Source organism: Pararhodobacter zhoushanensis, from assembly GCF_003990445.1.
Classification (GTDB): domain Bacteria; phylum Pseudomonadota; class Alphaproteobacteria; order Rhodobacterales; family Rhodobacteraceae; genus Pararhodobacter; species Pararhodobacter zhoushanensis.
Window position 1 is genome coordinate 891,011 of sequence record NZ_REEZ01000001.1, and the last position, 23,446, is coordinate 914,456.

25 protein-coding genes are annotated in these 23,446 nt (G+C 66.3%); 15 read left to right on the forward strand and 10 right to left on the reverse strand.

Features of this window, described 5'->3' with window-relative positions:
- Nucleotides 1-122: 122 nt before the first annotated feature.
- A complete protein-coding gene (locus EAE28_RS04355; protein ID WP_127104577.1) occupies nt 123-1,109 on the reverse strand; it encodes a 2-hydroxyacid dehydrogenase in 987 nt (328 codons plus the stop codon).
- A gap of 157 nt (nt 1,110-1,266) precedes the next feature.
- Here EAE28_RS04355 and EAE28_RS04360 point away from each other — a divergent pair, with 157 nt between their 5' ends.
- From EAE28_RS04360 to EAE28_RS04370, 3 genes are read left to right on the forward strand one after another with little or no spacing between them, the layout of a single operon-like run.
- Nucleotides 1,267-1,791 carry an SH3 domain-containing protein gene (locus EAE28_RS04360; RefSeq protein ID WP_127104578.1) on the forward strand — a complete coding sequence of 175 codons (525 nt, stop codon included), beginning with the start codon at nt 1,267-1,269 and terminating at the stop codon, nt 1,789-1,791.
- 52 nt (nt 1,792-1,843) lie between these two features.
- Entirely contained in the window at nt 1,844-3,805 is a 1,962-nt protein-coding gene (locus EAE28_RS04365) for a hybrid sensor histidine kinase/response regulator (RefSeq protein ID WP_127104579.1), read from the forward strand.
- Nucleotides 3,806-3,830: 25 nt separating this feature from the next.
- Nucleotides 3,831-4,535, forward strand: a complete 705-nt coding sequence (locus EAE28_RS04370; RefSeq protein ID WP_181954474.1) for a response regulator transcription factor — start codon at nt 3,831-3,833, stop codon at nt 4,533-4,535.
- A gap of 180 nt (nt 4,536-4,715) precedes the next feature.
- Here EAE28_RS04370 and fliP read toward each other — a convergent pair whose 3' ends face one another.
- The 4 genes from fliP to fliF are packed head-to-tail and all read right to left on the reverse strand — an operon-like array spanning nt 4,716 to nt 7,912.
- Nucleotides 4,716-5,447: a flagellar type III secretion system pore protein FliP gene (gene fliP / locus EAE28_RS04375; protein WP_127104580.1), complete on the reverse strand. Its 732-nt coding sequence runs from the start codon at nt 5,445-5,447 to the stop codon at nt 4,716-4,718.
- A 2-nt stretch (nt 5,448-5,449) separates the two neighbouring features.
- Nucleotides 5,450-5,743 carry a FliM/FliN family flagellar motor switch protein gene (locus EAE28_RS04380; protein WP_127104581.1) on the reverse strand — a complete coding sequence of 98 codons (294 nt, stop codon included), beginning with the start codon at nt 5,741-5,743 and terminating at the stop codon, nt 5,450-5,452.
- Nucleotides 5,736-6,332 (reverse strand): hypothetical protein, encoded by a 597-nt coding sequence (locus tag EAE28_RS04385; RefSeq protein WP_127104582.1) that lies wholly within the window; start codon nt 6,330-6,332, stop codon nt 5,736-5,738. The genes EAE28_RS04380 and EAE28_RS04385 overlap by 8 nt, the downstream gene beginning before the upstream one ends.
- The gene (fliF, locus tag EAE28_RS04390; RefSeq protein WP_181954475.1) at nt 6,332-7,912 is read right to left on the reverse strand and encodes a flagellar basal-body MS-ring/collar protein FliF; all 1,581 of its coding nucleotides are present in this window, start codon (nt 7,910-7,912) and stop codon (nt 6,332-6,334) included. Before fliF ends, EAE28_RS04385 begins: the two co-directional genes overlap by 1 nt.
- Nucleotides 7,913-8,049: 137 nt before the next feature.
- Between fliF and EAE28_RS04395 the strand changes: the two genes are divergently transcribed.
- The 10 genes from EAE28_RS04395 (at nt 8,050) to EAE28_RS04440 (ending at nt 17,932) form a co-directional block, all read left to right on the forward strand.
- The gene (locus EAE28_RS04395) at nt 8,050-8,616 is read left to right on the forward strand and encodes a flagellar basal body-associated FliL family protein (RefSeq protein WP_127104584.1); all 567 of its coding nucleotides are present in this window, start codon (nt 8,050-8,052) and stop codon (nt 8,614-8,616) included.
- A gap of 10 nt (nt 8,617-8,626) precedes the next feature.
- Nucleotides 8,627-9,058, forward strand: coding sequence for a DUF6468 domain-containing protein (locus tag EAE28_RS04400; RefSeq protein WP_127104585.1), 432 nt, complete (start codon nt 8,627-8,629; stop codon nt 9,056-9,058).
- Nucleotides 9,058-9,642 carry a MotE family protein gene (locus tag EAE28_RS04405; RefSeq protein ID WP_127104586.1) on the forward strand — a complete coding sequence of 195 codons (585 nt, stop codon included), beginning with the start codon at nt 9,058-9,060 and terminating at the stop codon, nt 9,640-9,642. The genes EAE28_RS04400 and EAE28_RS04405 overlap by 1 nt, the downstream gene beginning before the upstream one ends.
- Before the next feature lie 66 nt (nt 9,643-9,708).
- Entirely contained in the window at nt 9,709-10,578 is an 870-nt protein-coding gene (motA, locus tag EAE28_RS04410) for a flagellar motor stator protein MotA (RefSeq protein WP_127104587.1), read from the forward strand.
- Nucleotides 10,578-13,028 carry a hypothetical protein gene (locus EAE28_RS04415; protein WP_127104588.1) on the forward strand — a complete coding sequence of 817 codons (2,451 nt, stop codon included), beginning with the start codon at nt 10,578-10,580 and terminating at the stop codon, nt 13,026-13,028. Before motA ends, EAE28_RS04415 begins: the two co-directional genes overlap by 1 nt.
- Nucleotides 13,029-13,392: 364 nt before the next feature.
- Nucleotides 13,393-14,550 carry an ABC transporter substrate-binding protein gene (locus tag EAE28_RS04420; RefSeq protein WP_127104589.1) on the forward strand — a complete coding sequence of 386 codons (1,158 nt, stop codon included), beginning with the start codon at nt 13,393-13,395 and terminating at the stop codon, nt 14,548-14,550.
- Nucleotides 14,551-14,616: 66 nt separating this feature from the next.
- Entirely contained in the window at nt 14,617-15,534 is a 918-nt protein-coding gene (locus EAE28_RS04425; protein WP_127104590.1) for a branched-chain amino acid ABC transporter permease, read from the forward strand.
- Entirely contained in the window at nt 15,527-16,504 is a 978-nt protein-coding gene (locus tag EAE28_RS04430) for a branched-chain amino acid ABC transporter permease (RefSeq protein WP_127104591.1), read from the forward strand. The genes EAE28_RS04425 and EAE28_RS04430 overlap by 8 nt, the downstream gene beginning before the upstream one ends.
- Nucleotides 16,497-17,246 carry an ABC transporter ATP-binding protein gene (locus EAE28_RS04435; RefSeq protein WP_127104592.1) on the forward strand — a complete coding sequence of 250 codons (750 nt, stop codon included), beginning with the start codon at nt 16,497-16,499 and terminating at the stop codon, nt 17,244-17,246. Before EAE28_RS04430 ends, EAE28_RS04435 begins: the two co-directional genes overlap by 8 nt.
- On the forward strand, nt 17,243-17,932 hold the full coding sequence (locus tag EAE28_RS04440) for an ABC transporter ATP-binding protein (protein ID WP_127104593.1): 690 nt from the start codon (nt 17,243-17,245) through the stop codon (nt 17,930-17,932). The genes EAE28_RS04435 and EAE28_RS04440 overlap by 4 nt, the downstream gene beginning before the upstream one ends.
- Nucleotides 17,933-18,050: 118 nt before the next feature.
- Here EAE28_RS04440 and EAE28_RS04445 read toward each other — a convergent pair whose 3' ends face one another.
- From EAE28_RS04445 to paaG, 4 genes are all read right to left on the reverse strand, one after another.
- Nucleotides 18,051-18,644 (reverse strand): TetR-type transcription factor C-terminal domain-containing protein, encoded by a 594-nt coding sequence (locus tag EAE28_RS04445; RefSeq protein ID WP_127104594.1) that lies wholly within the window; start codon nt 18,642-18,644, stop codon nt 18,051-18,053.
- A 95-nt stretch (nt 18,645-18,739) separates the two neighbouring features.
- Complete coding sequence (paaK, locus tag EAE28_RS04450; protein ID WP_127104595.1) at nt 18,740-20,050, reverse strand: phenylacetate--CoA ligase PaaK; 1,311 nt, start codon at nt 20,048-20,050, stop codon at nt 18,740-18,742.
- Between the two features lie 3 nt (nt 20,051-20,053).
- Nucleotides 20,054-20,497: a hydroxyphenylacetyl-CoA thioesterase PaaI gene (gene paaI, locus EAE28_RS04455; protein WP_127104596.1), complete on the reverse strand. Its 444-nt coding sequence runs from the start codon at nt 20,495-20,497 to the stop codon at nt 20,054-20,056.
- On the reverse strand, nt 20,494-21,282 hold the full coding sequence (gene paaG / locus EAE28_RS04460; RefSeq protein ID WP_127104597.1) for a 2-(1,2-epoxy-1,2-dihydrophenyl)acetyl-CoA isomerase PaaG: 789 nt from the start codon (nt 21,280-21,282) through the stop codon (nt 20,494-20,496). Before paaG ends, paaI begins: the two co-directional genes overlap by 4 nt.
- Before the next feature lie 121 nt (nt 21,283-21,403).
- On the opposite strand from paaG, the gene EAE28_RS04465 reads away from it, so the two are divergent.
- Together EAE28_RS04465 and EAE28_RS04470 are read left to right on the forward strand one after the other, a co-directional pair.
- Nucleotides 21,404-22,225: an NAD-dependent epimerase/dehydratase family protein gene (locus tag EAE28_RS04465; RefSeq protein ID WP_127104598.1), complete on the forward strand. Its 822-nt coding sequence runs from the start codon at nt 21,404-21,406 to the stop codon at nt 22,223-22,225.
- Complete coding sequence (locus tag EAE28_RS04470; RefSeq protein WP_127104599.1) at nt 22,222-22,827, forward strand: sugar transferase; 606 nt, start codon at nt 22,222-22,224, stop codon at nt 22,825-22,827. The genes EAE28_RS04465 and EAE28_RS04470 overlap by 4 nt, the downstream gene beginning before the upstream one ends.
- Here EAE28_RS04470 and EAE28_RS04475 read toward each other — a convergent pair.
- The gene (locus tag EAE28_RS04475; RefSeq protein WP_127104600.1) at nt 22,824-23,444 is read right to left on the reverse strand and encodes a LysE family translocator; all 621 of its coding nucleotides are present in this window, start codon (nt 23,442-23,444) and stop codon (nt 22,824-22,826) included. The two genes, EAE28_RS04470 and EAE28_RS04475, sit on opposite strands and share 4 nt — an antisense overlap.
- Nucleotides 23,445-23,446: the final 2 nt, after the last annotated feature.

The following is a 23,446-nucleotide window of genomic DNA, read 5'->3' on the forward strand; positions in this document are numbered from 1 at the left end:
CTTTATGCCTCAAATATCCTCCAGGAGGGTCCGGGAGGATGGAAAATCCTCCCGGGCGGGTCTGGGCGGCAGCCCAGAGCGGCGCGAGGCCCCCTCAACGGGGGCCGAGCGCCGCCGCTCCCTCACAGCATTCCTGGCAACACCTGATCGGGCGGGCGGTGGCCGTCGGCGAAGGTCTTGATGTTCAGGATCACCTTCTCGCCCATCTCGACCCGGCCCTCCAGCGTGGCCGAGCCCATATGCGGCAACAACACCACATTCGGCAGCTCGCGCAGGCGCGGGTTCACCTCGTGGCCGCGTTCGAACACGTCGAGCCCGGCCCCGGCGATCTCACCGGCGCGCAGCATGCGGGTCAGGGCGTTTTCGTCCACAACCTCGCCACGTGAGGTGTTCACGATCACCGAGGTCGGTTTCATCAGCTTCAGGCGCCGCGCGTTCATCAGATGGAAGGTCGAGGGCGTATGCGGGCAGTTGATCGAGATGACATCCATCCGCGCGACCATCTGGTCGAGGCTTTCCCAATAGGTCGCCTCGAGCGGCGCTTCGACCTCAGGGCGCAGGCGCTTGCGGTTGTGATAGTGGATCTGCATCCCGAAGGCCTGCGCGCGCCGCGCTACCGCCTGACCGATGCGCCCCATGCCCAGAATGCCCAGCCGTTTTCCACCGATCCGGCTGCCCAGATTGGCCATCGGCGACCAGCCCGGCCAGTCCCCCGCCTGCATCAGCGCCAGCCCTTCGGGGATGCGCCGGGTCACCGACAGCATCAGCGCCATGGTCATATCGGCGGTATCCTCGGTCACCACACCGGGCGTATTCGACACCAGGATCCCGCGCTGGCGGGCCGATTGCACGTCGATATGGTCGATACCGGCACCATAATTCGCGATCAGTTTCAGCTTCTCGCCCGCGCGGGCCAGCATGCTGGCGTCGATATGGTCGGTCAGCGTCGGCACCAGCACATCGGCGCGCTCCATCGCCGCGATCAGCTCGTCGCGGGTCATCGGCGTCTCGTCGTCGCGCAGCTCGGCGTCGAACAATTCCTTGAGCCGGGTCTCGACGGGATCGGGCAGGCGTCGCGTCACGACAACACACAGGCGTTTGAGGGGCATGGAAACCTCCTTGGGTCTTTCAAATCAGGCCACTTGCTGGCAAAGTGGCTCAGAGCGAACCGAGGCACAAGCTCTCCGCGCAACCCGAGACGAAATAAAATTACCCGGGAGCGGACGGCACAGACAGACCCGCCGCAAGCGGGCCGGGCAGGACAGGATGCGAGCAGCACTCCGTATTATCGCCGTGGCGGCAGGTGCTGCGCTTTGCGGCAGTGCTTTTGCCCAGGACGCCCCGACCGCCGCGCCGACGCAGGTTGTCGGCTCAGAAACCGGCTTGCCCCTCCCCCGCTATGTCTCGCTCAAGACGTCCCGCGCGCGGGCGCGGCGAGGCCCGTCTGAAACGCACCGTGTCGACTGGGTTTATACCCGCCGCGACCTGCCGCTGCGCGTTACCGGTGAGTTCGAGCATTGGCGGCGGGTCGAGGATTCCGAAGGCGAAGGCGGCTGGATCAACTATGCGCTGCTGTCCGGCGTGCGGACGGTTCTGGTCCAGCAGGACATGACGCCGATGCGTGCTCGCCCGGCGCCGAATGCGCCGGAACTGGCCTATCTGGAAGCCGGGGTTGTCGCCCGGATCATGGAATGCGACCCGTTATGGTGCCGCGTGTCGATCGACGGGACGCGCGGCTGGGTTGATCGCACGGTGCTTTGGGGGGTGGACCCCGGCGAGGTTCTGAACTGATCACGTAACGGCGCAGTGGACGCCCCTGCCCCCGTCCCGCTACGGTGCCGCCATGCACAATGACGTGACCGAAAAGCTGACGCGCGCCGGGTTGAACCTGATCCAGCAGGCCCTGTCGATCTTTGACAGCGACCTGCGTCTGGCGGTGTGCAACCAGCGCTATCAGGAGATGTTCGGCCTGCCCGATGCGCTGGTCCGTCCGGGTGCCAGTTTCCACGACACCATCCATTATCTGGTCCATGCGGGCGAATACGGTCCGCAAGACGACGCTGACGAGGCCGTCCGCCAACGCGTCGAGATCGCCCGCGACTTTCGCCCGCATTACATGGAGCGCCAGCGCGCCAGCGGGCGGTGGGTCGCGGTCGAGGGTGCGCCACTGGCGCAGGGTGGCTGGGTGACGGTTTACACCGATATCACCGAGATCAAGCTGCAAGAGGAACTTCTGCGCGCGCGGTCCGAGGAACTCTCGGGCCAGCTTGTTGCCCATGCCGAGCGGCTGGGTCTGGCCAACCGGCAGCTTGCCTCGGCCAACATGATGCTGGAGGAGACCCAGCGCGAGTTGACCGAGATGGAAGCGCGCACCCGGCTGGTCACGGAAATGATGCCCGCCCATATCGCGCATGTGGACCGCAGTCTGGTCTATACCTACTCGAACCGGCGGCTGTCGTCAGTGATGCCGGGTACGCCCTCGAGCGTGGTGGGGTTGCATGCGTCGGTCGCGCTGGGGCCGGTGACCTTTGGCCGCATCCTGCCCTATCTGCTCACGGCGCTGGACGGGGAAAGCGCGGTCTGCGAGATCACCCACGAAGACAGCGGACGCCGGGTGCGGGTGGCGCTGACCCCGGACCCGGGACGCGACACCGCAGGACGCGAGGCGGGCGGCGGGGTTTATATCCTGTCGACCGACATCACCGGCGAGACACAGGCGCGCGCGGCGCTGACCCAGACCCGCAAGCGCGAGCTGGCAGCGCAGCTCACGTCAGGCCTGGCGCATGATTTCGCCAATCTGTTGACCATCATTCTGGGATTGCAGGGCAAGCTGGACCGCCTGCCTGACCTGCCGCCCGAGGGTGCCGATCTGGTGCGCGCCACGCTGGCCGCCGCCCGGCGTGGCGGGACGCTGCTGCGCCGGATCGGCGAGATATCCGGCGCGCGCACCTTGCGGGCCGAGCCGACCGATCTGGAGCCGTTGCTCGATGATTTGCAGATGATGGCCTCGCCCTCGCTGCCCGAGCAGACCCGGCTGCTGATTGATCTGGAGCCCGGTCTGGGCCGCCTGATGCTGGACGCGGGCGCGGTACAGGATGCGCTGCTGAACCTGATCCTGAACGCCCGCGATTCGATTGCGACGCGCAGCGAGCACGGGGCGATCCGGCTGAGCGCGCGTCTGGTACAGGACACCTGGCTGGAGCTGGAGGTCGAGGATGACGGCCCGGGCTTTTCCGACGAGGCGCTCAAACGCGGGCTCGATCCGTTCTTTACCACCAAGGGCGGCGAAGGCTCGGGGCTGGGGCTGGCGATGGTGTTCGATCTGGCGACGCTCTCGGGCGGGTCGGTGCGGTTGAGCAACCGCGACAGTGGCGGCGCGCGGGTGGTGTTGCGCCTGCCCCTGCGTCCGGCAACCGAAGCCTGCGCGGCCGAGACGCGGCTGGTGCTGCTGGTCGAGGACAGCCCCGAGATCCGCACCCATGTGCGCGAGATGCTGATGGGGCTGGGGCATCAGGTGATCGAGGCCGAAACCGCCGCCGATGCCGAGGCGCTGGCACTGCTGCCCGAGGTCGGGCTGGTGCTGTCGGACATCCAGCTCAAGGGCGGTGCGACCGGGCTTGACCTGCAAACGGCGCTGGCGGCCACGCGACCGGGGCTGGCCGTGGGGCTGATGACGTCGTTGCCGCCCGCGCATCCGCTGCATGTGCAAGCGGCCTCGGTTGGGGTCTTGCCCAAACCCTTCGATCCGGGCGATCTGGAAAACTTCCTGCGCCGCGTTACCCATCCCGCCGTCAGCGGCCCCTGACCGACCCGTTTCACAAGGACGCCTGATGTCGCAACCCCATGTCGCCATTCTCGATGACGAGGCCGAAATCCGCCGCATTCTGGCCGATGCGCTGAGCGAGGCCGGGTTTCGCACCTCGACCTATTCGCGCGCGACCGAATTCGAGGCGGCGCTCAAGCGCACCGCGCCCGATGTGTGTCTGGTCGATCTGGGCCTGCCCGACCGGGACGGTCTGGCGCTGGTGCACCGGCTGGCGCTGGAATCGGGTGCGACGATCATCATCATCTCGGGCCGCGCCAACATCAACGACCGGGTGACGGGGCTCGAGCTGGGGGCGGATGACTATATCATCAAGCCGTTCGAGCCCGCCGAGGTCGTCGCCCGCATCCGCGCCCGTCTGCGCAAATCGCGCCCGACGCCGGACAGTGCCGGGTCGGTGGCGCGGTTCAACGGCTGGGAGGCGCAGTTCGACCGCTACATGCTGCGCGGCGGCGACGGCGTGGAGACGCCGTTCAGCCACGCCGAGGGCGAGGTGCTGCGGATGTTTCTGGAAGCGCCCAAACGCCTGATCTCGCGCACGCAGATGCAGGAATCGCTGGGCGGCGCGGCGGGTGAAAGTTTCGACCGGGCGATGGATGTGCGCATCTCGCGGCTGCGGGCCAAGCTGGGGGAAGATCCCAAGAACCCGCGCCTGATCAAGACGATCTATGGGGCCGGGTATATCTTTCTGGGCGATGTAAGCTGGAGTTGAGCCAAGGCAGACCGGCGCGAGGGGGCATCTTGCGTCGCGGGCAAACCTCCACTGGAATTTGCCTAATCGCTCCTCACCCCTCGCGCCGGGTGGGTTGCCACCCACACCCGCTTCAAGGGGGACGCACGCGCCCCCCTTGAAAATCCCCCCGTGGATATTTGGGGACAGATGATGGCGCGTTCAGAAGTAGCCCCGGACAAGCGAGGCACTGACCAGGGTCCAGCCGTCGGCCACCACAAAGAACGCCAGCTTGAACGGCAGCGAGACCACCGCGGGCGGCACCATCATCATCCCCATCGACATCAGCACTGCCGCGACCACCAGATCAATGATCAGGAACGGCAGGAAGATCACGAAGCCGACCTCGAATGCGTGCGACAGTTCCGAGAGCAGGAAACTGGGCACCAGCACCGACAGCGGACCGTCGGGCGAGAAGAGCGGCGCATCGGGGCGCAGCTGCGCCAGCCCCTCCCAGGTACCCGGATCCACGCGGGCGGCCATGAAGATGCGGAACGGTTCGATGGCCCGGGTGAGGGCTTCCTCGACGCCGATCTGCCCGGCTTCCAGCGGGACGACACCGGCGGTCCAGGCGGCAGTGAAGACCGGCTCCATGACGAAATAGGTCAGGAACATTGCCAGCGTGGTCAGCAGCATGCCCGGTGGCGATTGCTGCAGGCCGATGGCCTGCCGCAGGATCGCCAGCACGGTGACGATGAAGGGAAAGCAGGTCACCATGATCAGCAGCCCGGGCACGAGGCTGAGCAGGGTGAGCAGCACCAGCAGCTGCACCGAGCGCACGGCCAGACCGCCCCCCTCGCCCAGCGAGAGCGTCAGTTCCTGCGCGGTGGCCGCGAGGGGCAAGACCAGCACCAGTGCCGCCAGCAGCACGGCGAGGATGCCCCGCGCCGCCATGCTCACAGCCCGTTCGACAGATCGGCGACCTCGGTCAGGCGGACGGCCATCTGCCCGGCCTGATCGCCCTCGAGCTCCTCAAGCACGCCGCGCGCGATCAGGCGGTCACCGACATAAAGCTCGACCGGGTCTTCGACCCGGCGGTCCAGCGGCAGCACCGACTCGCGTTGCAGGCGCAGCAGATCACGCACCAGCGGCCGGGCACGTCCCACCGCGACGACGATCTCGATGGGAACCTGGGTGAACGCGCCGCTGCCGAGGCTGGCGGCGGGAGTGGCGGTTTCGGTGTCAGGCAAGCTGGCTCTCCTCGGTCTGGATCAGGTAAAAACGGTCGATGGCGCGGCGGATTTCCTCGGCTGCGTGGGTCAGGTCGATATGCGTCTCGGCCTCACCCAGCACGAAGAGCGCCTGTCCTTCGGCCAGATCGTCGGTCTCGACCAGATCGAGCGGCGGCAGCACGAGCCCCTCGAACGCGGCGAGATAGGCGTCGCGGCTGCCTGACGGGACGCGCAGGGTAAGCGGCGCGTCCGCCGCGCCATGGGCCAGCGGCGTGAGATGTTCGATCGCCAACGGGACGATGGAGGCGCGCGCCAGCGTCGGCAGCACACAACTCAGCATGCCCTCAAGCATCGGAAGCAGCGCCTTGAGCACATGGCCACGCGCCTCATGGTACGTGAAATTGAGCTGTTCGGCCTGACGCTCGATGGCCTCCCGGCGGGTGGACTCATCGGTTTGCACCTGCTGACCGCCATCATCCCATCCCGCCAGATACCCGCGCTCATAGGCGTTGAGGCGAATATCCTCGATCTCTTCGGGCATCAGCAGCGCCGGGCCTTCCGGCGTGTCGGCAGTTTCAAAGACCTCAAGCTTCAGGGGGTGCGGCATCAGCGCGGCTCCTCGGGTTCTTCCATCCAGCTGCGCAGGATTTCAAGCGTTTCGTCCTGGCGCTCGGAGATCAGCTGGCGCATGCGCTCAACAGGATCGGGGGCCTCTTCATCGCTGGAACTGCCGCCGAAATCGCTGTCGATCTCGCCGGTCAGGCTTGGGCTCATGGCGATCATCGGCGCAAAGCCGGACATCAGATTATTGTCTTCCTCATCAAACCCGCCGCTGCTGCGTGCCGCGCCTCCCTTGAGCAACGGACGCAGCACGAACAGCGCAAGGAACAGCACCACAGCACTCAGCGCACCCAGCCGGATCAGGCCCATCAGGTCGAGCTGCGATACCCAGCTGGCCACGCCAACCGTGCCGTTCTGATCGAGAACCGGCTCGAACTGCAGCGAGCGCAGCGTGATGACGTCGCCGCGCGCCTCATCCAGACCCACGGCCGAGGACACCAGCGCGCGCAACGCCTCGAGTTCCTCTTCTGGCCGCGCGGTCCATTGTTCGACGCCGTTGGCGTCGAGGCTACGCACGCCATCGACCAGAACCGCGACGGTCAGGCGGCGGATCGAGCCCGGTCCGCGCTCGAATTCGCGGCTGGTCTGACTCACCTCCCAGTCGATGCGCTCACGCGAGAGCTGTTCGCGCGATTCCGAGCGCCCGTCGGTCGCAGCCGCGGCACCGTCGGGCAGGTTCGACGCCACTGACACGCCCGACCCGCCGGTATCGCTGGAGGTCGCGTTGCGCTCTTCGGTCTCCTGGCTGACAGCGGTGCGGGTTTCGGGATCGATTCGCCGCTCGGTGATCGTTTCGCGGTCGGTGACGGTCTCGATGTTCACCTCGACCACCGCGCGGCCGGGGCCGACACGGGCTTCCAGCAGACGCTCGACATTATGACGCATCAGCTCGGCGCGGTCGTTCGCCTGCGCCCCCGGCCCGGTATCATCGGCCACGATCATCCCGCCATTGGAATCAATCACCGCGACATCCTCGGCGTGCAGCCCGGCCGCCGCCGAGGCCACCAGAAACCGCAGCGCCTGCGCCTGCGCCGGTGTCAGCGGCGGGCCGGCCGGGGTTACCGTGACCGAGGCCGAGGCCTGCTGGTCACGCCGGAAAGGCTGCGTCGCGCCTTGGGAAATATGCACGCGGGCAAAGCGGATATGCGGGCTGGCCATGATCGTGCGCGCCAGTTCCCCTTCTTTCGCCCGCCAATAGGCGGCGTCGAACATCTGCGCCGTGGTGCCAAAGCCGGTCAACCCGTCGAGCAATTCGTATCCGGTCGAGGAATTCGCCGGCAGGCCCTGCGCCGCCAACGCCATGCGCATTTCATCGCGCTGCGTTGCCTCGACATAGATCGCATCGCCGCGCACCTCATAGCCGACATTGCGTTGATCGAGCGCCTGAATCACCTCACCGGCCTGCGCGCCTTCAAGCCCGGCATAGAGCAGTGACATCCCCGGCGCGGTTGCCGCGCGCGCCAGCATGAGCACGGCGGCAAAGACGCCCAGACTGGCCACAACGGCGATCACGCGGCGGCGCGGTTCCAAGGTGTTCCACACAGAGAGGAGCTGTTCCAAGACCATTCCCTTTCGCGGACGTTCTGCCCGGTTGAATCGATCCTTGCCCTGTTTCGATTAACAATCGGTTAGCCACATGGTGCGAAAACAGTCCCCGGAACATGCGACGAACACGATTCGACCCAACCGGAGGGCACCTTGCCATGGCCACCAGCGCCGAAACCGACCAACCCCCTGCGAAGACATCAAAACTCCCGCTTCTGATTGGGCTGGTCCTTGCGCTGGCCGGGGGCGGCGGCGGCTTTTATGCGACATATTCGGGGCTGCTCGATTCGCTTCTGGGCGGCAGCGACGCCGCCGCAGCCGACAGCCATGGTGCCGCCCCCGCCACCGGCCATGGCGCCCCCGCGGCGGAGGGCCACGGCGCCAGCGCGCCACCTGAGGGCGGGCATGGTGAGGGGGCGGCGGGCAGCACCGCTTTCGTCCCGGTCGATCCGATCACCGTCAATCTGGGCACGCGGGGTGAGGCGCGGCATCTGCGGTTCTCAGCCCAGCTTGAGGTCGGCCGCGGTGCGGCGGCTGAGGTGCAGCGCCTGATGCCGCGCATCGTCGATGTGCTCAACATCTATCTGCGGGCGCTGGACCCGCATGAGCTGGAAGAGCCCGCCGCCCTGATGCGGCTGCGTGCACAGATGCTGCGCCGGGTGCAGATCGTCACCGGGCCGGGTCTGGTCAATGATCTGCTGGTCATCGAATTCGTTTTTAATTGAGGGGCTTGTGATGAATTTTCTCTCCGATCTGCTGTTGGCCGCCGCTGCCCTTGGGGCCGGTCTGTATTGCGTGGTCTTGTCGCGGCGGCTCAGCGCGCTCGGCTCGCTTGAGGGCGGAATGGGCAGCGCGATTGCCATGCTCTCGGCGCAGGTCGACGATCTGGCGCGTTCGCTCAAAGCCGCGCAGGAGACGGCGGGGCGCAGTGGCGCGCAGTTGGAGGGGCAGACCGCGCGGGCCGAAACCGTCGCGCGCAAGCTGCAATTGCTGGTCGCCTCGATGCATGATCTTCCCGACGAGCCCGTCGCACAGCCGCATAGCGTGCGCCCGCCCTCGCCCTGGCCGACCGAGGCGGCGCAGCGCGCCCCGGCCCGCGTGGCTGAACCCGAATCCCCGCCGCGCGCCCGCGTCCTGCGGCGGCGACAAGCGACCGAGGCGTCGTGATGGCGCGCCCCGCCCCGCCCCGCCGAAACCGCCGGGCGCGCGTGCTGCCCTTGCTGGCACTGGCTTTCTTCATGGGCGCAGGGCTGCGTCTTGCCTCAGGCATGGGTGAGGCGTTGGCCCAGGACCCCGAGCCTGCCGGTGCCACAAGCACCTCTGGCGCCCTGCGCTCCAGCCCGGTGAGCGACGCGCAACTGTCGCTTGAAATCCGGCAACGCGAACAAGAGGTTGCGCAACGCGAGGCCACACTTGACGAGCGTGAGGCACTGCTCGCCGCCGCGCAGGAGCGGGTTCAGGCCCAGATCGAAGCGCTGCAAGGGGCCGAAGCCGACCTGACCGCGACCATGGCGCTGGCCGACCGCGCCGCCGAGGATGACATCTCCCGACTGGTGTCGGTGTTTGCGGTCATGAAGCCCGAGGATGCGGCGGCCGTCTTTACCGAAATGGACCCACAATTCGCGGCAGGTTTTCTGGCCCGGCTCGACTCGCAGGTGGCCGCCGACATCCTCGCCGGCCTGGACCCGCGCCAAGCCTATGGGCTGAGCGCGATTCTTGCCGGGCGCAATGCGCTTGTCCCGCGTGAATGACCCTGCGGTGAAGCATTTTTTAAGACCTCCCTGTCAGCCTCGACCCAGAGAGAAACGGAGCGATTCATGATCGGCATCATCGGCATCGTCGTGGTTTTCGTGATGGTGTTCGGCGGCTTTGTCATGGCCGGCGGCCACTTCGACATCATCCTGCACTCCCTGCCCTATGAAATGACCATGATCGGCGGCGCTGCGGTGGGGGCCTTTCTCATCGCCAACAATGGCGCGGGCGTGAAGCATACGCTCAAAGACATCGGCAAGGTATTCAAGGGGGCCAGCTGGAAACCCAAAGACTACAATGACTTGCTCTGTCTGCTGTTTGAACTGATTCGGCTGGCCCGGCAAAACCCCGTCGCGCTGGAAGAGCATATCGAAGCGCCCGACAGCTCTGAAATCATCAGCCGCTATCCCAAGATCCAGAAGGACCATGAAGCGATCGAACTGATCTGCGACACCTTGCGCTCGATGACCCTCAGCTATGACGACCCGATGCAGGTCGAAGAGGTGCTCGACAAACGCATGGAAGCGTCGTTCGAACACGCGATGCATTCCAGCCATGCGATGCAGACGGTGGCCGACGGGCTTCCTGCGCTGGGTATCGTGGCGGCGGTTCTGGGCGTTATCAAGACAATGGCGGCCATCGACCAGCCGCCCGAAGTGCTCGGCGGGCTGATTGGCGGGGCACTGGTAGGCACCTTCCTTGGCGTGTTCCTGGCCTATGGCTTCGTCGGCCCTTTCGCGTCGAAAATGGGGACGGTGGTTCAGGATGATGCGCATTTTTACAAACTCATCCGCGAAGTTCTGATCGCCAATCTGCACAACCACCCTGCCAACATGTGTATCGAGGTCGGGCGCCAGAACACGCCACACCATCTGCGCCCCAGCTACGGCGACCTCGAAGAAGCGATGCGCAGCCTCAAACGAGAGGCGGGCTGATGCGCATCTTAATCCGGCTGGTCGCAGCCTTATGCCTGCTCACCGCGCCGGTTTCGGCGCAAGTGGTCACCCCAAGGGCGGGCGAACATGCTGATTTTACGCGGCTTGTTCTGGCTGTGGCCGCGGGTACCGGCTGGCGACTCTCGCCCGACGGACGCAGCCGGACGCTGACCATTGAGCGCACAGGCACCCGCTTCGACCTTTCGCAGCTCTTTCGCCGCATCCCGCGAACACGCTTGTCCGATGCCTCCGCCGAAGGGCCGGTCCTGACCCTGACGATGGACTGCGCCTGCCCTGTCACCGCGTGGGAGGAACGCCCCGGCCTGATCGTGCTCGATATCAGCGATCCGCCTCCCGAAACACCCGCCCAAGACGCCCCGGTTCCGCCCGCGTTGCCCACCAGCCCGCCACGTCGCCCGCCGCCCCTCGATCCGATAGCGACTGCGCGCAGCGCCGGCACTCAGCTTGCCCGGGCGATGCCGCTTCTGACAACCGGGCCCGAGGAGCCTGTCGCCGAAGATCCCCGGCTCGCCACCCTTTCGGAGGATCTCGGCCGCACGGTCGCGCAGGCGTTGGGTCAGGGGATTCTGGACGCCGCAATCGACGCACCGGTCCCTGACGCTGGGCTGCTCAGCAGCACGCCCACCCCCGATCTGCCCGCGAACATGCGGGTCACCACGGTGATGGATCGCGCGGATCCTGATGCCCTGACGGTGGCCCAACCGCCAGAGTTCTGTCAGGGGGCAAACCGGCTCGAAACGCTGTTAACCCAGAACACCGAAGATTTCTCCGCCGAGCATGGCAGGCTGGCGCGCGCACTCTATGGCGAATTCGATCAACCGGATCCCGCCGCGCGCGCGGCCCTGGTCGGGCTCTACCTCTCTGCCGGTTTCGGCGCAGAGGCCCACGCGTTGTTGGTAAACGGTCAGGACATCGTCGCCGGGCGCGACTTCGCGCTTGGTGTTGCGGATGTGCTGGAGGACCGCGCCACCAACTCGCGCATGCGGCTGGCGCAGGCGATCGACTGCGGCGGCATAGCGGCGCTCATGGCGGTTCTGGCCGGGGCCGACGCCGACGCGGTGCGTCAGAACGGTGACGCCATCGCCCTCACCTATAGCCTGCTCTCGCCATCGCTTCGCGCCCGCGTCGGCCTGCCCCTTGCCGAGCGTCTCGCAGAGGTCGGCGCGCTCGACGCCGCGCGCATCGTCGCCGACAGCCTGCGCCGCTCGTCCTGGACGGTGCCGCAGGATGTCGCGCTGGCCGAAGCCCTGCTCGATCGCGCCCGCGGCCACCCTGTCGACGCGGCGGCGCGGCTTGAGCATGAGGGCGGCAGCGACGCGGAAACGGTTCAGACCCGTCTTGACCTTGCCTTGCAAACCCATAACGGCCTGGACGCCGAAACGCTCGAGGGAGCCGCCGCGCTGGCCGCTGCAGCGCGCACAGAATCCGAAGGCGCGGAACTCATGGCGTCGGTGATCCGGCTTCATGCGCGCTCGGGTTCCAGCCCGGACGCGTTTGCCGCGCTCGACCGGCTGGAAAGCTGGGTGCAGGAAACCGGCGAAAACCGCCGATTGATCGAAACGCTGCGTGACGAAGTCTGGGCCGCGCTGGCCGAAACGGGCAGCGATTTCGGTATCGTCGAGACGGTCCTCGCGCGTGAAGACTGGCGCGCGCCAGGTCTTACACCGCAAACGCGGCGCAAACTGGCCAGGCGTTTGCTCGATCTTGGCCTCGCGACGCCGGTGCACACCCTGGTCGGAACCCTCGACGATCCCGGCGCGCGCGTGCTGCGGGCCCGCGCCTGGGTGTCTGAAGGCGATCCTGAACAGGCCCTTGCCCTGCTCGGCGACGACCCCACCACCGACGCACGCCAGACCCGTGCCGCAGCGCTCGGCCAGATCGGCGATTACGCCGGCGCAGCAGCGGAATTCGCTTCCCTCGGGGTGACCGATGCCGAAGCGCGCGCCGCCATTCTTGCGGGCGATTGGCGACGGCTGGAAACCCTGCACGGCGCAGAGGCTCCATTGACGGCCGAAGCGGCGGAGCTCGGCCAAATTCTGGGCCGTGCGCCCGGCCATGCGGAAGTGGCCCGCACGCAGGCGGATCAATCGGCACCCCAAGCGCATGAGGCGGTGACGCAAGACGCGGCGCCCACGGGCGGAGAACACGCAACCCCGGATCCCGCCACGGCTGACCATAGCCTGTCGCCGCAACAGCCCGATGCGCGCGCGGCTTCCGACGCGCCCACTGGCGACACGCCGATAGCCGAGCCACCACCCATCGCCGACGGTGGCCCCTCAAGCGTGGCTGACATGGCAACGGGCTCGACCCCCGACGATCCGGGTGCGATTTTCAACAGGTTTGGATTGGTTCGGCGCAGTTCGACATTGCTGGCCGAAAGCGAGCGTCTGCGTGAAGCGCTGACCCCTCTGGTAGAAGTACGCAATTGAAACAAGGCTCTGCACACACACTACGCTCCCAAGAAGCGGCCCGGGTTGTCCCGCGCGTCAACCGAGACGACGCTTGAAACGGTCAGAGCGTGGCAAACCGACATACGGCCACCCCGCGTTCGATTTTGGCTGCCTGTAACGCCCCATACTGGCATGAACTCTCAGCCATCGACTCATACGACAACAGCGGCTCAGCCAGCGGATGGAGCCCGCACAAGACCCCCGAAACCACCGCTATTACCCTGCACATTCAAGCGTGAATAACTTGGATGCTTGAAGTTTAAAATGATTGCAAGCCGGTCACGCTCTGCTAACCTCCGCTCTATTCGCCGCGTCAGACGGTAACCAGACTGGGAGTTTCACCATGACCATCCGCACCACGCTTTCGGCAGGCCTTGCCGCGATGAGCCTGACCGCCACCCTCGGCGCCAGCACCGCCCTGGCGGACCCCGTGACCGTCGGCCTGATCACCACGCTGTCGGGCGGTGGCGCGGGTCTGGGCGTCGATATCCGCGACGGTTTTCAGCTGGCCCTCTCCATGTCCGGGTCGGATGCGATCCATCTGGTGGTCGAGGATGACGCTCAACGCCCCGAACAGGCCGTCCAGATCGCCGACCGCATGATCCAGTCCGAGCGCGCGCAGATCCTGACCGGCATCGTCTGGTCGAACCTCGCCATGGCGGTGGTGCCCTCGGCAACCGCGCAAGACGTGATCTACGTCTCGCCCAACGCCGGCCCCTCGCAACTGGCCGGTGCGGGCTGCACCCCGAACTATTTCAACGCAGCCTATCAGAATGACACGATGCACGAAGCGTCGGGGGCATACGCCAATGTTCTGGGCTATGAAAACACCTTCATCATGGCGCCGAACTATCCCGCCGGGATCGACGCGCTGACCGGCTTCAAACGCTATTTCGAAGGGTCGCTGGCCGGCGAACTGTTCACGCAACTGGGCCAGACCGATTTCGCCGCCGAGATCGCGCAGATCCGGGCTTCGGGCGCGGATTCGATCTTTATCTTCGAGCCGGGCGGCATGGGCATCAGCTTCATGCGCCAATACGCACAATCGGGCATCGACCTGCCGATCATTTCGGCCGCCTTCTCGTTCTCGCAAGACGTGCTGCCCGCCGTGGGCGATTCCGCTCTGGGCGTGATCAACACCGCCGAATGGTCGCCCGATATGGACAACGCCGCCAACCAGGCCTTTGTCGCCGGTTTCCAGGAGGCTTACGGCCGTCTGCCCTCGGTCTATGCCGCGCAGGCGTTCGACTCGGCCAACCTGATCCTGTCGGCGCTGGCCGCTGCGGATATCAATGACCTGCCCGCCTTCCGCACGGCGATGCGCGCGGCGGATTTTGACTCGGTGCGCGGGGCCTTCCGCTTTGGCAACAACCAGCACCCGATCCAGAACTACTATGCGCGTGAGGTCGTCTCGGTCGACGGCGTCCTGACCAACCGCATGGTCGGCACCGCATTCGAGGATCATCAGGACGTCTACGCCACCGATTGCGCGATGGAATGACCTGACCGGGGCGCGCGGCACGACGGCGCGCCCCCCTCCTCTGCAACGACCCGCGAAGGGATCGCCGTGACCGCTGCCCTCTTTCTGGAACAAGTGCTGAATGGCCTGCAGCTGGGCCTGATGTTGTTCCTCATGTCCGCCGGCCTGACGCTGGTGTTTGGCGTGATGGGACTGATCAATCTGGCGCATGGCTCACTCTATATGATCGGCGCGTTCTTTTGCGCCGCCGCAGCCGCTGCCAGCGGCAATTTCTGGCTGGGCCTAATCGCGGGCACCGCTGCCGCTGCGGCTGCGGGCGCCCTGATCGAGGTCACCGTCCTGCGCCGTCTCTATGACCGCGACCATCTGGATCAGGTGCTGGCCACCTTTGCGCTGATCCTCGTGCTGTCGGAATTAACCAAGATAGGGTTCGGACCCTTTCCGCTGTTTCTGGATGTGCCGCCGATCCTGTCGGGCACGGTCAATCTGGGCATCGCGCATTACCCCCTGTACCGGCTGGCCCTGATCGGTTTTGGCCTGGCGGTGGCGCTGGGATTGTGGCTGCTGATCGCGCGCACCCGTCTGGGTATCCGCATTCGCGCCGGTGAGAATGACCGCGAGATGATCGCGGCGCTCGGCGTCAACATCCGCGCACTGTACACGCTGGTCTTTGCGCTGGGGGCCGGTCTGGCGGGTCTGGCCGGAGCGCTGGTCGGGGCCGTGCAATCGGTGCAGGTCGGCATGGGCGAACCAGTGCTGATCCTCGCCTTCGTGGTTATCGTGATCGGTGGCATCGGCTCGATCAAGGGCGCGATGGTCGGGGCGCTGATGGTCGGCGTGATCGACACCATGGGTCGCTTCCTGCTGCCCCGGCTCTTTGGTCATTTCATGGAGCAAAGCCAGGCCGCCGGCATCGGTGCCGCGCTTGCCTCGATGCTGATCTATGTGCTGATGGCCGCCGTGCTGGTCATCCGCCCCAAGGGATTGTTCCCCGCACATGCCTGAAAAATCCCGCGAATACGCCGTCAACGCGGTCCTGGCCCTGGGCCTGCTGCTGGTGCCGCTCTGGGCGCTGTGGGCCGGTGAGCCGTTTACCATCACGCTGGCGACCCGGATTGCTATTCTGGCGCTGGCCGGGGTTGGCCTGAACATCGCGCTGGGGCTGGGGGGCATGGTATCCTTCGGCCATGCCGCTTACTTTGGCATCGGCGCTTATGTCGCTGGAATCCTTGCGCAACACGCTTTTCTGAACACCCCGGTGCTGGGTCTGCCCGGCAGCAATCAGATGCTGACCATCTGGCCGGTTGCCATGCTGATCTCCGGCGTTATGGCAACGGCAATAGGCGCGCTGAGCCTGCGGACCTCTGGCATTTTCTTCATCATGATCACCCTCGCCTTCGCGCAAATGGTGTTCTATTTCGCCATTTCCTGGCCCGCTTACGGCGGCGAGGACGGGTTGCCGATCTACGTGCGCAACCAGTTCCCCGGCCTTAACACCATGCGGCCGTGGGATCTGTTCCTTGTCGCCTTCGGTGTGCTGATGGTTGGGCTGGCGTTTTCAGCCCTGCTGCGCGGCTCGCGGTTTGGTGCGGCTCTGATGGCGATCCGCCAGAATCCCGAACGCGCAGCGGCCGTCGGCATTAACCCTTACGGGGTCCAACTCACTGCCTTCGCGATTTCGGGGATGATCACCGGCCTGGCGGGCGCGCTGATGGCGGACCTGACGCGCTTCACCTCGCCGTCGATGATGGCTTGGCCGATGTCAGGCGAGCTGATCGTGATCATCATTCTGGGCGGCACGGGGCGGCTGTTCGGCCCGGTTGCCGGCGCGGCCATTCTGGTCGGGTTTGAAGTCACGTTCGGTGGCATGACCGAGCATTGGAAACTCTGGCTGGGCCTCGTGCTGCTGGGCGCCGTGCTCTTTGCGCGCGGCGGTCTGATCGGCCTGATCGCGGGGAAAGAACGCCATGGTTGAGCCGGTCCTGACCCTGTCCCACCTGAAAAAGTCCTTCGGCGCGCTCAAGGCGACCGATGACGTGTCGCTGACGCTGATACCGGGCGAAATCCACGCGCTGATTGGCCCAAATGGCGCAGGCAAATCCACGCTGATCGGCCAGATCGCGGGCAAGATCGCGCCCGACAGCGGCACGATCACCTTTCGCGGCCGCGATGTCACCCAGTTGAGCACCGCCCAGCGCGCGCGTCTGGGACTGGGGCGCAGCTTTCAGATCTCCTCGCTGATCCCGGAATTTTCTGCCCGCCGCAATGTGATGCTGGCGCTGCAGTCCCGCCAGGGCCACCCGTTCCGCTTTCTTAAACCCGTGCAGCGCGACCGCGGCCTGATCGCGGGCGCGCAGGCCATCCTGACCCGTGTGGGGATGGAAGGCCGCGCCAGCGTCCCCTCGGCCGAACTCAGCCACGGCGAGCGCAGGCTCTTGGAAATCGCCATGGCGCTGGCGCTGGAACCGGCGTGCTTTCTGCTGGATGAGCCGATGGCAGGCATGGGGACCGAAGGGGTGGGCAAGCTGGTCAGCTTCCTGCAAGACCTCAAAGCACAGGCACCGATCCTGCTGGTCGAACACGACATGGACGCAGTGTTCGCGCTGGCCGACCGCATCACGGTGCTGGTTTACGGGCAGATCATCGCTTCGGGCAGCGTCGAGGAAATCCGCCATGACCCGCGCGTACGCGAAGCCTATCTGGGAGACCCGGCATGACTGACCTGCTCAGGGTCGAGGGGATCGAGGTGTTCTACGGTGCCTCGCAAGCACTGTTCGGCGTCGATCTGACAGTGAAAGAGGGCCAGGCCGTCGCCCTGATGGGCCGCAACGGGATGGGCAAGACGACGACGATCCGCACGCTGTGCCGCCTGCACACGGCGTACCGCGGGCAGGTCTGGTTCGCCGGGCAGACGATCACCACCCTGCCCAGCTACAAGGCCGCGCGGCTTGGCATCGGGCTGGTGCCCGAGGGGCGGCGCTGCTTTGCCACGCTCACCGTCACCGAGAACCTGATCGCCGCCGCCCGCCCCGGCGCGTGGACGCTGGAACGAGTGCAAAGCTTCTTCCCCCGGCTGGCCGAGCGCGCCGGTCAACAGGCCAGCACGCTGTCGGGCGGCGAACAACAGATGCTGGCGATCGGGCGCGCCCTGATGACCAACCCGCGCCTGCTGGTGCTGGATGAGGCGACCGAGGGCCTCGCCCCCGTCATCCGTCAGGAAATCTGGGCCGCGATCCGCGCGCTCAAAGCGCAGGGCCTGTCCATCCTCGTGGTCGACAAAACCCTGAGCGAACTCAAACCCGTCGCAGACGCTTGCGTCATTCTGGAACGCGGCCAAAGCGTCTGGTCCGGCCCCCCGTCCGCGATCACCCCCGACATCGAACACCGCTACCTCGGCCTCTGACCTCTCACCTTGTTTCAAATACTCACAGGGGGGTCCGGGGGACGCGTGCGTCCCCCGGCGGGGGCCGGGGCTGGCCCCGGCGCGGCGCGAGGGGGCTCGATGCCCCCGAGCGCCGCCCCTACCGGCCCACCCCTGCGATCCCGTCAAGCACCAGCGCCGTCGCGACATCCGCGTAATCCTCGCGCGTGACCGCCCCGCCGTCGCGGAACCACATGTAGACCCAGTTCATCATGCCAAACAGCGACATGGTCACCGGCATCAACAACGGCGCTTCCAGCTCTGGCCGCACCGCACGCAAGACCTCAGAGAACCGCCGCACGATACGGCGCTCGATGGCGTGGATCTGCTCCTTCTGATCCGGCGGGAGGGTCGGCGTGCCGTTCAGCTGAACCTTGTGGAAATTATCGGCGTCCCTGTAGGTTTCCAGCACCGCGCCAACCAGCGCCCTGAGCCGCGCGCGGGGCGGCAAGGCTGCGTCATCGGCTGCGCTCACTGCGTCGTCCAGCTCGGACAGATGCGTGCGGATGATACCGAAAATCAGCGCGTCCTTGCCCGGGTAATAGTGGTACAGCAGCGCCTTCGAGACCCCCGCCTGCCCCGCGATCTGCGCCATCGAGGCCTTGTCCATGCCCTGCTCGGCCAGCACCGCCGCGGCGCTGGTCAGGATCGCGCGTTGCTTGTCCTCAAAGTCGAGGGCGCGGGTACGGGCCATGGTCCGGCTCCTTGCTGGCGGAGGGAGGGGGGCTAGCCCCCCTCTGGCCGTTCCGGCCATTCACCCCCCAGAGTATTTCCGACAAGATGATGGGCTCAGGCTTTGGGCCGGTTATCGACCACGCGCTTGGCCTTGCCATCCGAGCGCGGGGCGCCGCCGGGGTTGTGCACGGTGATTTTGGTCGACACCCCCACCACCGATTTGATGTGATGCGCCAGTTCCTTGGCAGAAGCGGCGCGCGCCTCTGCCCCGGCGCTGCTCTCGGTTGCCTCGCAATGCACGACCATCGCGTCCATCCGGTCGGCGCGGACCAGTTCGATCTGGAAATGCGGGGCGAGGCCCGAGCATTTCAGGATCTGTTCCTCGATCTGCGTCGGGAATACATTGACCCCGCGCAGGATGATCATGTCATCCGAGCGCCCGGTGATCTTTTCCATCCGCCGCATCGAGCGCGCGGTGCCCGGCAGCAGGCGCGTCAGGTCGCGGGTGCGGTAGCGGATGATCGGCAGGCCCTCTTTGGTGAGCGTGGTAAACACCAGCTCGCCCATCTCGCCATCCGCCACCGGCTCGCCGGTTTCGGGGTTGATGATCTCGGGGTAGAAATGGTCCTCCCAGATGTGCAGCCCATCCTTGGTTTCGACGCATTCATTGGCCACACCCGGCCCCATGACCTCGGAGAGGCCGTAGATATCGACGGCGTGCATATCGAAGGCCTCTTCAATCTCGCGGCGCATGGCGTTGGTCCAGGGTTCGGCGCCGAAGATGCCGACGGCGAGCGAGCTTTCGCGCGGGTCGATCCCCTGGCGGCGGAATTCATCGAGGATCGACAGCATGTAGCTGGGTGTGACCATGATCACGCGCGGCTTGAAGTCCTGGATCAGCGTCACCTGCCGCTCGGTCATCCCGCCCGAGATCGGCACCACGGTGCAACCGAGTTTCTCGGCCCCGTAATGCGCGCCCAAGCCCCCGGTGAAGAGCCCATAGCCATAGGCAACGTGCAAAATGTCCCCAGCCCGGCCGCCCGAGGCGCGGATCGAGCGGGCAGTCAGTCCGGCCCAGGTGTCGATATCCTTGGCAGTGTAGCCCACAACGGTGGGTTTGCCGGTGGTGCCGGACGAGGCATGGATGCGGGCGATTTTCTCCCGCGGGACGGCGAACATGCCGAACGGATAGGTATCGCGCAGGTCGGTTTTCACCGTGAACGGGAACTTCGCCAGATCGGAAAGGGTCTTCAGATCATCCGGGTGCACGCCCTTTTCGTCAAAGCGCTTGCGGTAGAACGGCGAGTTTTCATAGGCATGGGTGAGCGTCCATTTCAGCCGCTCAAGCTGCAGGCCGCTGATCTCATCGCGCGAGGCGGTTTCGATCGGCTCCAGATCACCGGGGCGGGGCGAGAGGTCTTCCATGGCTCACTCCTCAGAGAATTCGGGCAGATGGGTGCCCTTGACGGTACGCGAATGGCCCCGGAACTCGGCGACCGGCTGGCCGGACTGGTTCGTGACCTGAATGTCGTAGATGCCGCTGCGGCCCTGTTTCCAGATCTCGCGGGCTGAGGCAGTCAGCACATCGCCCTCGAACGCCGGGGCGAGAAAGGTGATCTGCGCCATCTGCGCGACGGTGCGCTGGTTGTAGGTGTTGCAGGCGAAGGCAAAGGCGCTGTCGGCCAGCGTGAACATGAACCCGCCGTGGCAGGTCTTCAGCCCGTTGGTCATGTCGCGCATCACCCTCATGGTGATCACCGCCTGACCGGGGGCGACGCTTTGCAGCACCATGCCCAGCCCGTTGGTGGCCTCGTCCTGCGCCCACATGGAATCGGCGCAGGCCTGTGCAAGCTCTTGCGGGGTCAGGGTCATTTGCCGGTGAACTCCGCCGGGCGTTTGTCGAGGAAGGCGCCGACGCCCTCGGCGTAATCGGCGCTTTCGCCGCAGGCTTTCATCAGCTCGGCCTCCAGCTCAAGATGCGCGTCCAGCGTGTTGGTGGCGGCGGCCTGCAGGGCGCGTTTGGTCTGCGCAAAGCCGAAGGTCGGGCCGGAGGCGAAGCGTTTGGCCAGCGCGCGCGCCTCGGTCATCAGCGCGTCATCGGGCAGGCATTGCCAGATCAGGCCCCAGTCGGCGGCCTGTTGCGCGGGCAAGGGTTGCGCGGTCAGCGCCAGACCCATGGCGCGCTGCGCGCCCAGCAGCTGGGTCAGGTGCCAGCTGCCGCCGGTGTCGGGGATCAGGCCAACCTTTGAGAATGACTGGATAAACTTGGCGCTCTGCGCGGCAAGGGTCAGGTCGCAGTTCAGCGCCAGAGACGAGCCTGCGCCCGCCGCCACGCCGTTCACCGCGCAGATCACCGGCATCTCCAGCGCCTTGATCTGGCGCACCAGAGGCGCCCAGAGGCGGCGCACGGTGTCGCCCAGATCGGGCGGGCCGTCCATCGTGCGCGGGTCGCGGTCGCCCAGATCCTGCCCGGCGCAAAAGCCCCGACCCGCGCCCGTCAGCAGCACGCAGCGCGCCTCGGACGGCGCACGGTTCAGCGCGGCGCGCAGGGCAAGATGCATGCTTTCGGTAAAGGAATTCAGCCGCTCGGGCCGGTTGAGCGTGACTTCAAGCACGCCGTCGGAAAGGCTCACCAGAATGGTGTCCGAATCGCTCATGGAATCCTCCCTTGACGGCATGGCCGACGACAGAAAACTTACATAGACCGACCGTTCAGTCAATGAATTATGCGCGGCGTCGCGGCTGGTTTTACCGCTCCGCCCGTGGCAATCAGGCGGGATGAGTGAGCAAAGCAAAACCTTGTTGATCACGGGCGCGAACGGGCGGGTCGGAAGGCTGTTGCAGGCAGCGGGTTTGGCGTCGGTGGCCTGGTCCGGACGCGGCGCGCGACATGATCTGGCGTGGTCGCCGCTGGACGGCCCTGATCCACTGCTCGACTGGTGCGCGGCCAACGGGCGACCGCGCGCTCTGGTCATGCTGGCGGGGGTGACGCCGAGACCGGACGCGCGGCTGGACGACAATGTCGCCCTCGGCATCGCGACGCTGCGCGCCGCGCGCGACGCGGGGATCGGGCGGGTGCTGCTGGCGTCGTCGTCGGCAGTCTATGGATCCGGGCGGGCCGAGCCGTGGGATGAGGACGACGCCTGCTACCCCGCCAACGACTATGGCCGCGCCAAGCTGGCGATGGAACAGGCCTGCACCGGGCCGGACGTGACGCATCTGCGCATCGGCAATGTCGCCGGAGCCGATGCGCTGCTCACCAACCCGCGTCGCCCGCTGCTACTGGACCAGTTCGCCGATGGCAGCGGCTCTGTGCGCAGCTACATCGGCCCGCAAACACTGGGCCGGGTGCTGATGGCGCTGGCGCTGGCCCCTTCCCTGCCGCCGGTGCTGAACATCGGCACGCCCGAGCCGGTGGATATGGCCGATCTGGCGGCGGCGGCGGGTCTGCCGGTCGCGCGTCAGCCTGCACCGCCCCAAGCGATCGCGCGCCTTACGCTGGCCACCGGACGGCTTGAATCCCTTGTCCGGCTGCAACATACCGACAGCACAGCGCCCGCAATGATCGCCGAGTGGCGCGCCTGCAAGGACGACGCATGAACCCCTCCAAACGCGCCTTCGACCTCTGGACCGCTGCCATGATCACGCCCTTTGTCGTGCCCATGGTGATCGTGATTGCGCTGATGATCCTGATCAAGGACGGTCGCCCGATCTTCTACGGCGGTGAGCGGATGACCACGCCGACGCGCGGCTTCCGGCTGTGGAAGTTCCGCACGATGACGGTGGATGCGGGTGACCGGGGCGTCTCGGGCGGGGACAAGGCGCGGCGCATCACCCCGGTTGGCGCATGGCTGCGCCGCCGCCGCTTTGACGAGCTGCCGCAGCTGTGGAACCTGTGGGTCGGGGATGTGTCGGTGGTCGGCCCGCGCCCGCCCCTGCGCGAATACGTCGAGCGGTTTCCCGAGGTGTATAACGAGGTGCTGAAAAGCCGTCCGGGGCTGACCGGGCTGGCCTCGATCTATTACTCGAAGCACGAGCAGCACCTGCTGGCACGGGCGAAAACGCCGCAGGAAACCGACGCGATATATGCTGGCAACTGCGTGCCGCGCAAAGCACGCATCGACTTGATGTATCAACGGAACTGGACGTTCTGCTTTGATCTCAACGTGGTGCGGAAGACGCTGTTCCCGTCGGCGCGTTAAGCCCGCGCCCCGAGCAGCCGCAGGCCCGCAAGGCCGAACAGCAGCGCCAGCGCGCCGTCGATCCAGCGCCGCGCGGCGCGGTACGCCCGGGTCACCTGCGGCATGGAAAAGAGCAGCGCATACCCGACATGGACCGCGACACCCAGAACCGCACAGCCCGCGATGAGGATCTGCGCGCTGTGTGCAGGGGCAGCAGGCCCAAGGCCCAGCGACAGGATCGCGACCCATCCCAGAACGGATTTCGGGTTGGACAGGTGCAACAACACGCCCCGTCGGTACAACGCGCCCGCAGTCATCCGCGCGGACGGCAGCTGCGACGGTGCGCTGGCTGACAGTGCCGAGCGCGCCGATTTATAGGCAAGAAACAGCAGGTAAACCCCGCCGGCGATCTTGATCGCGACAAGCGCCTGCGCATAGGTGGTGAGGAGCGCCGATAGCCCTGTTGCGGCCAGCCCTGCCCAGACCATGCTGCCGGTCATCACCCCCAGCGCCAGAACCACGGCCGGGATGCGCCCTTGCGTCATTGCCGTGCTGATGATGGCCAGCGTGCTGGGGCCCGGACTGGCAACGGCGAACAGATAGGCAATGAAGGCCAGCAAGAAAGCGTCGAGCTGCATGT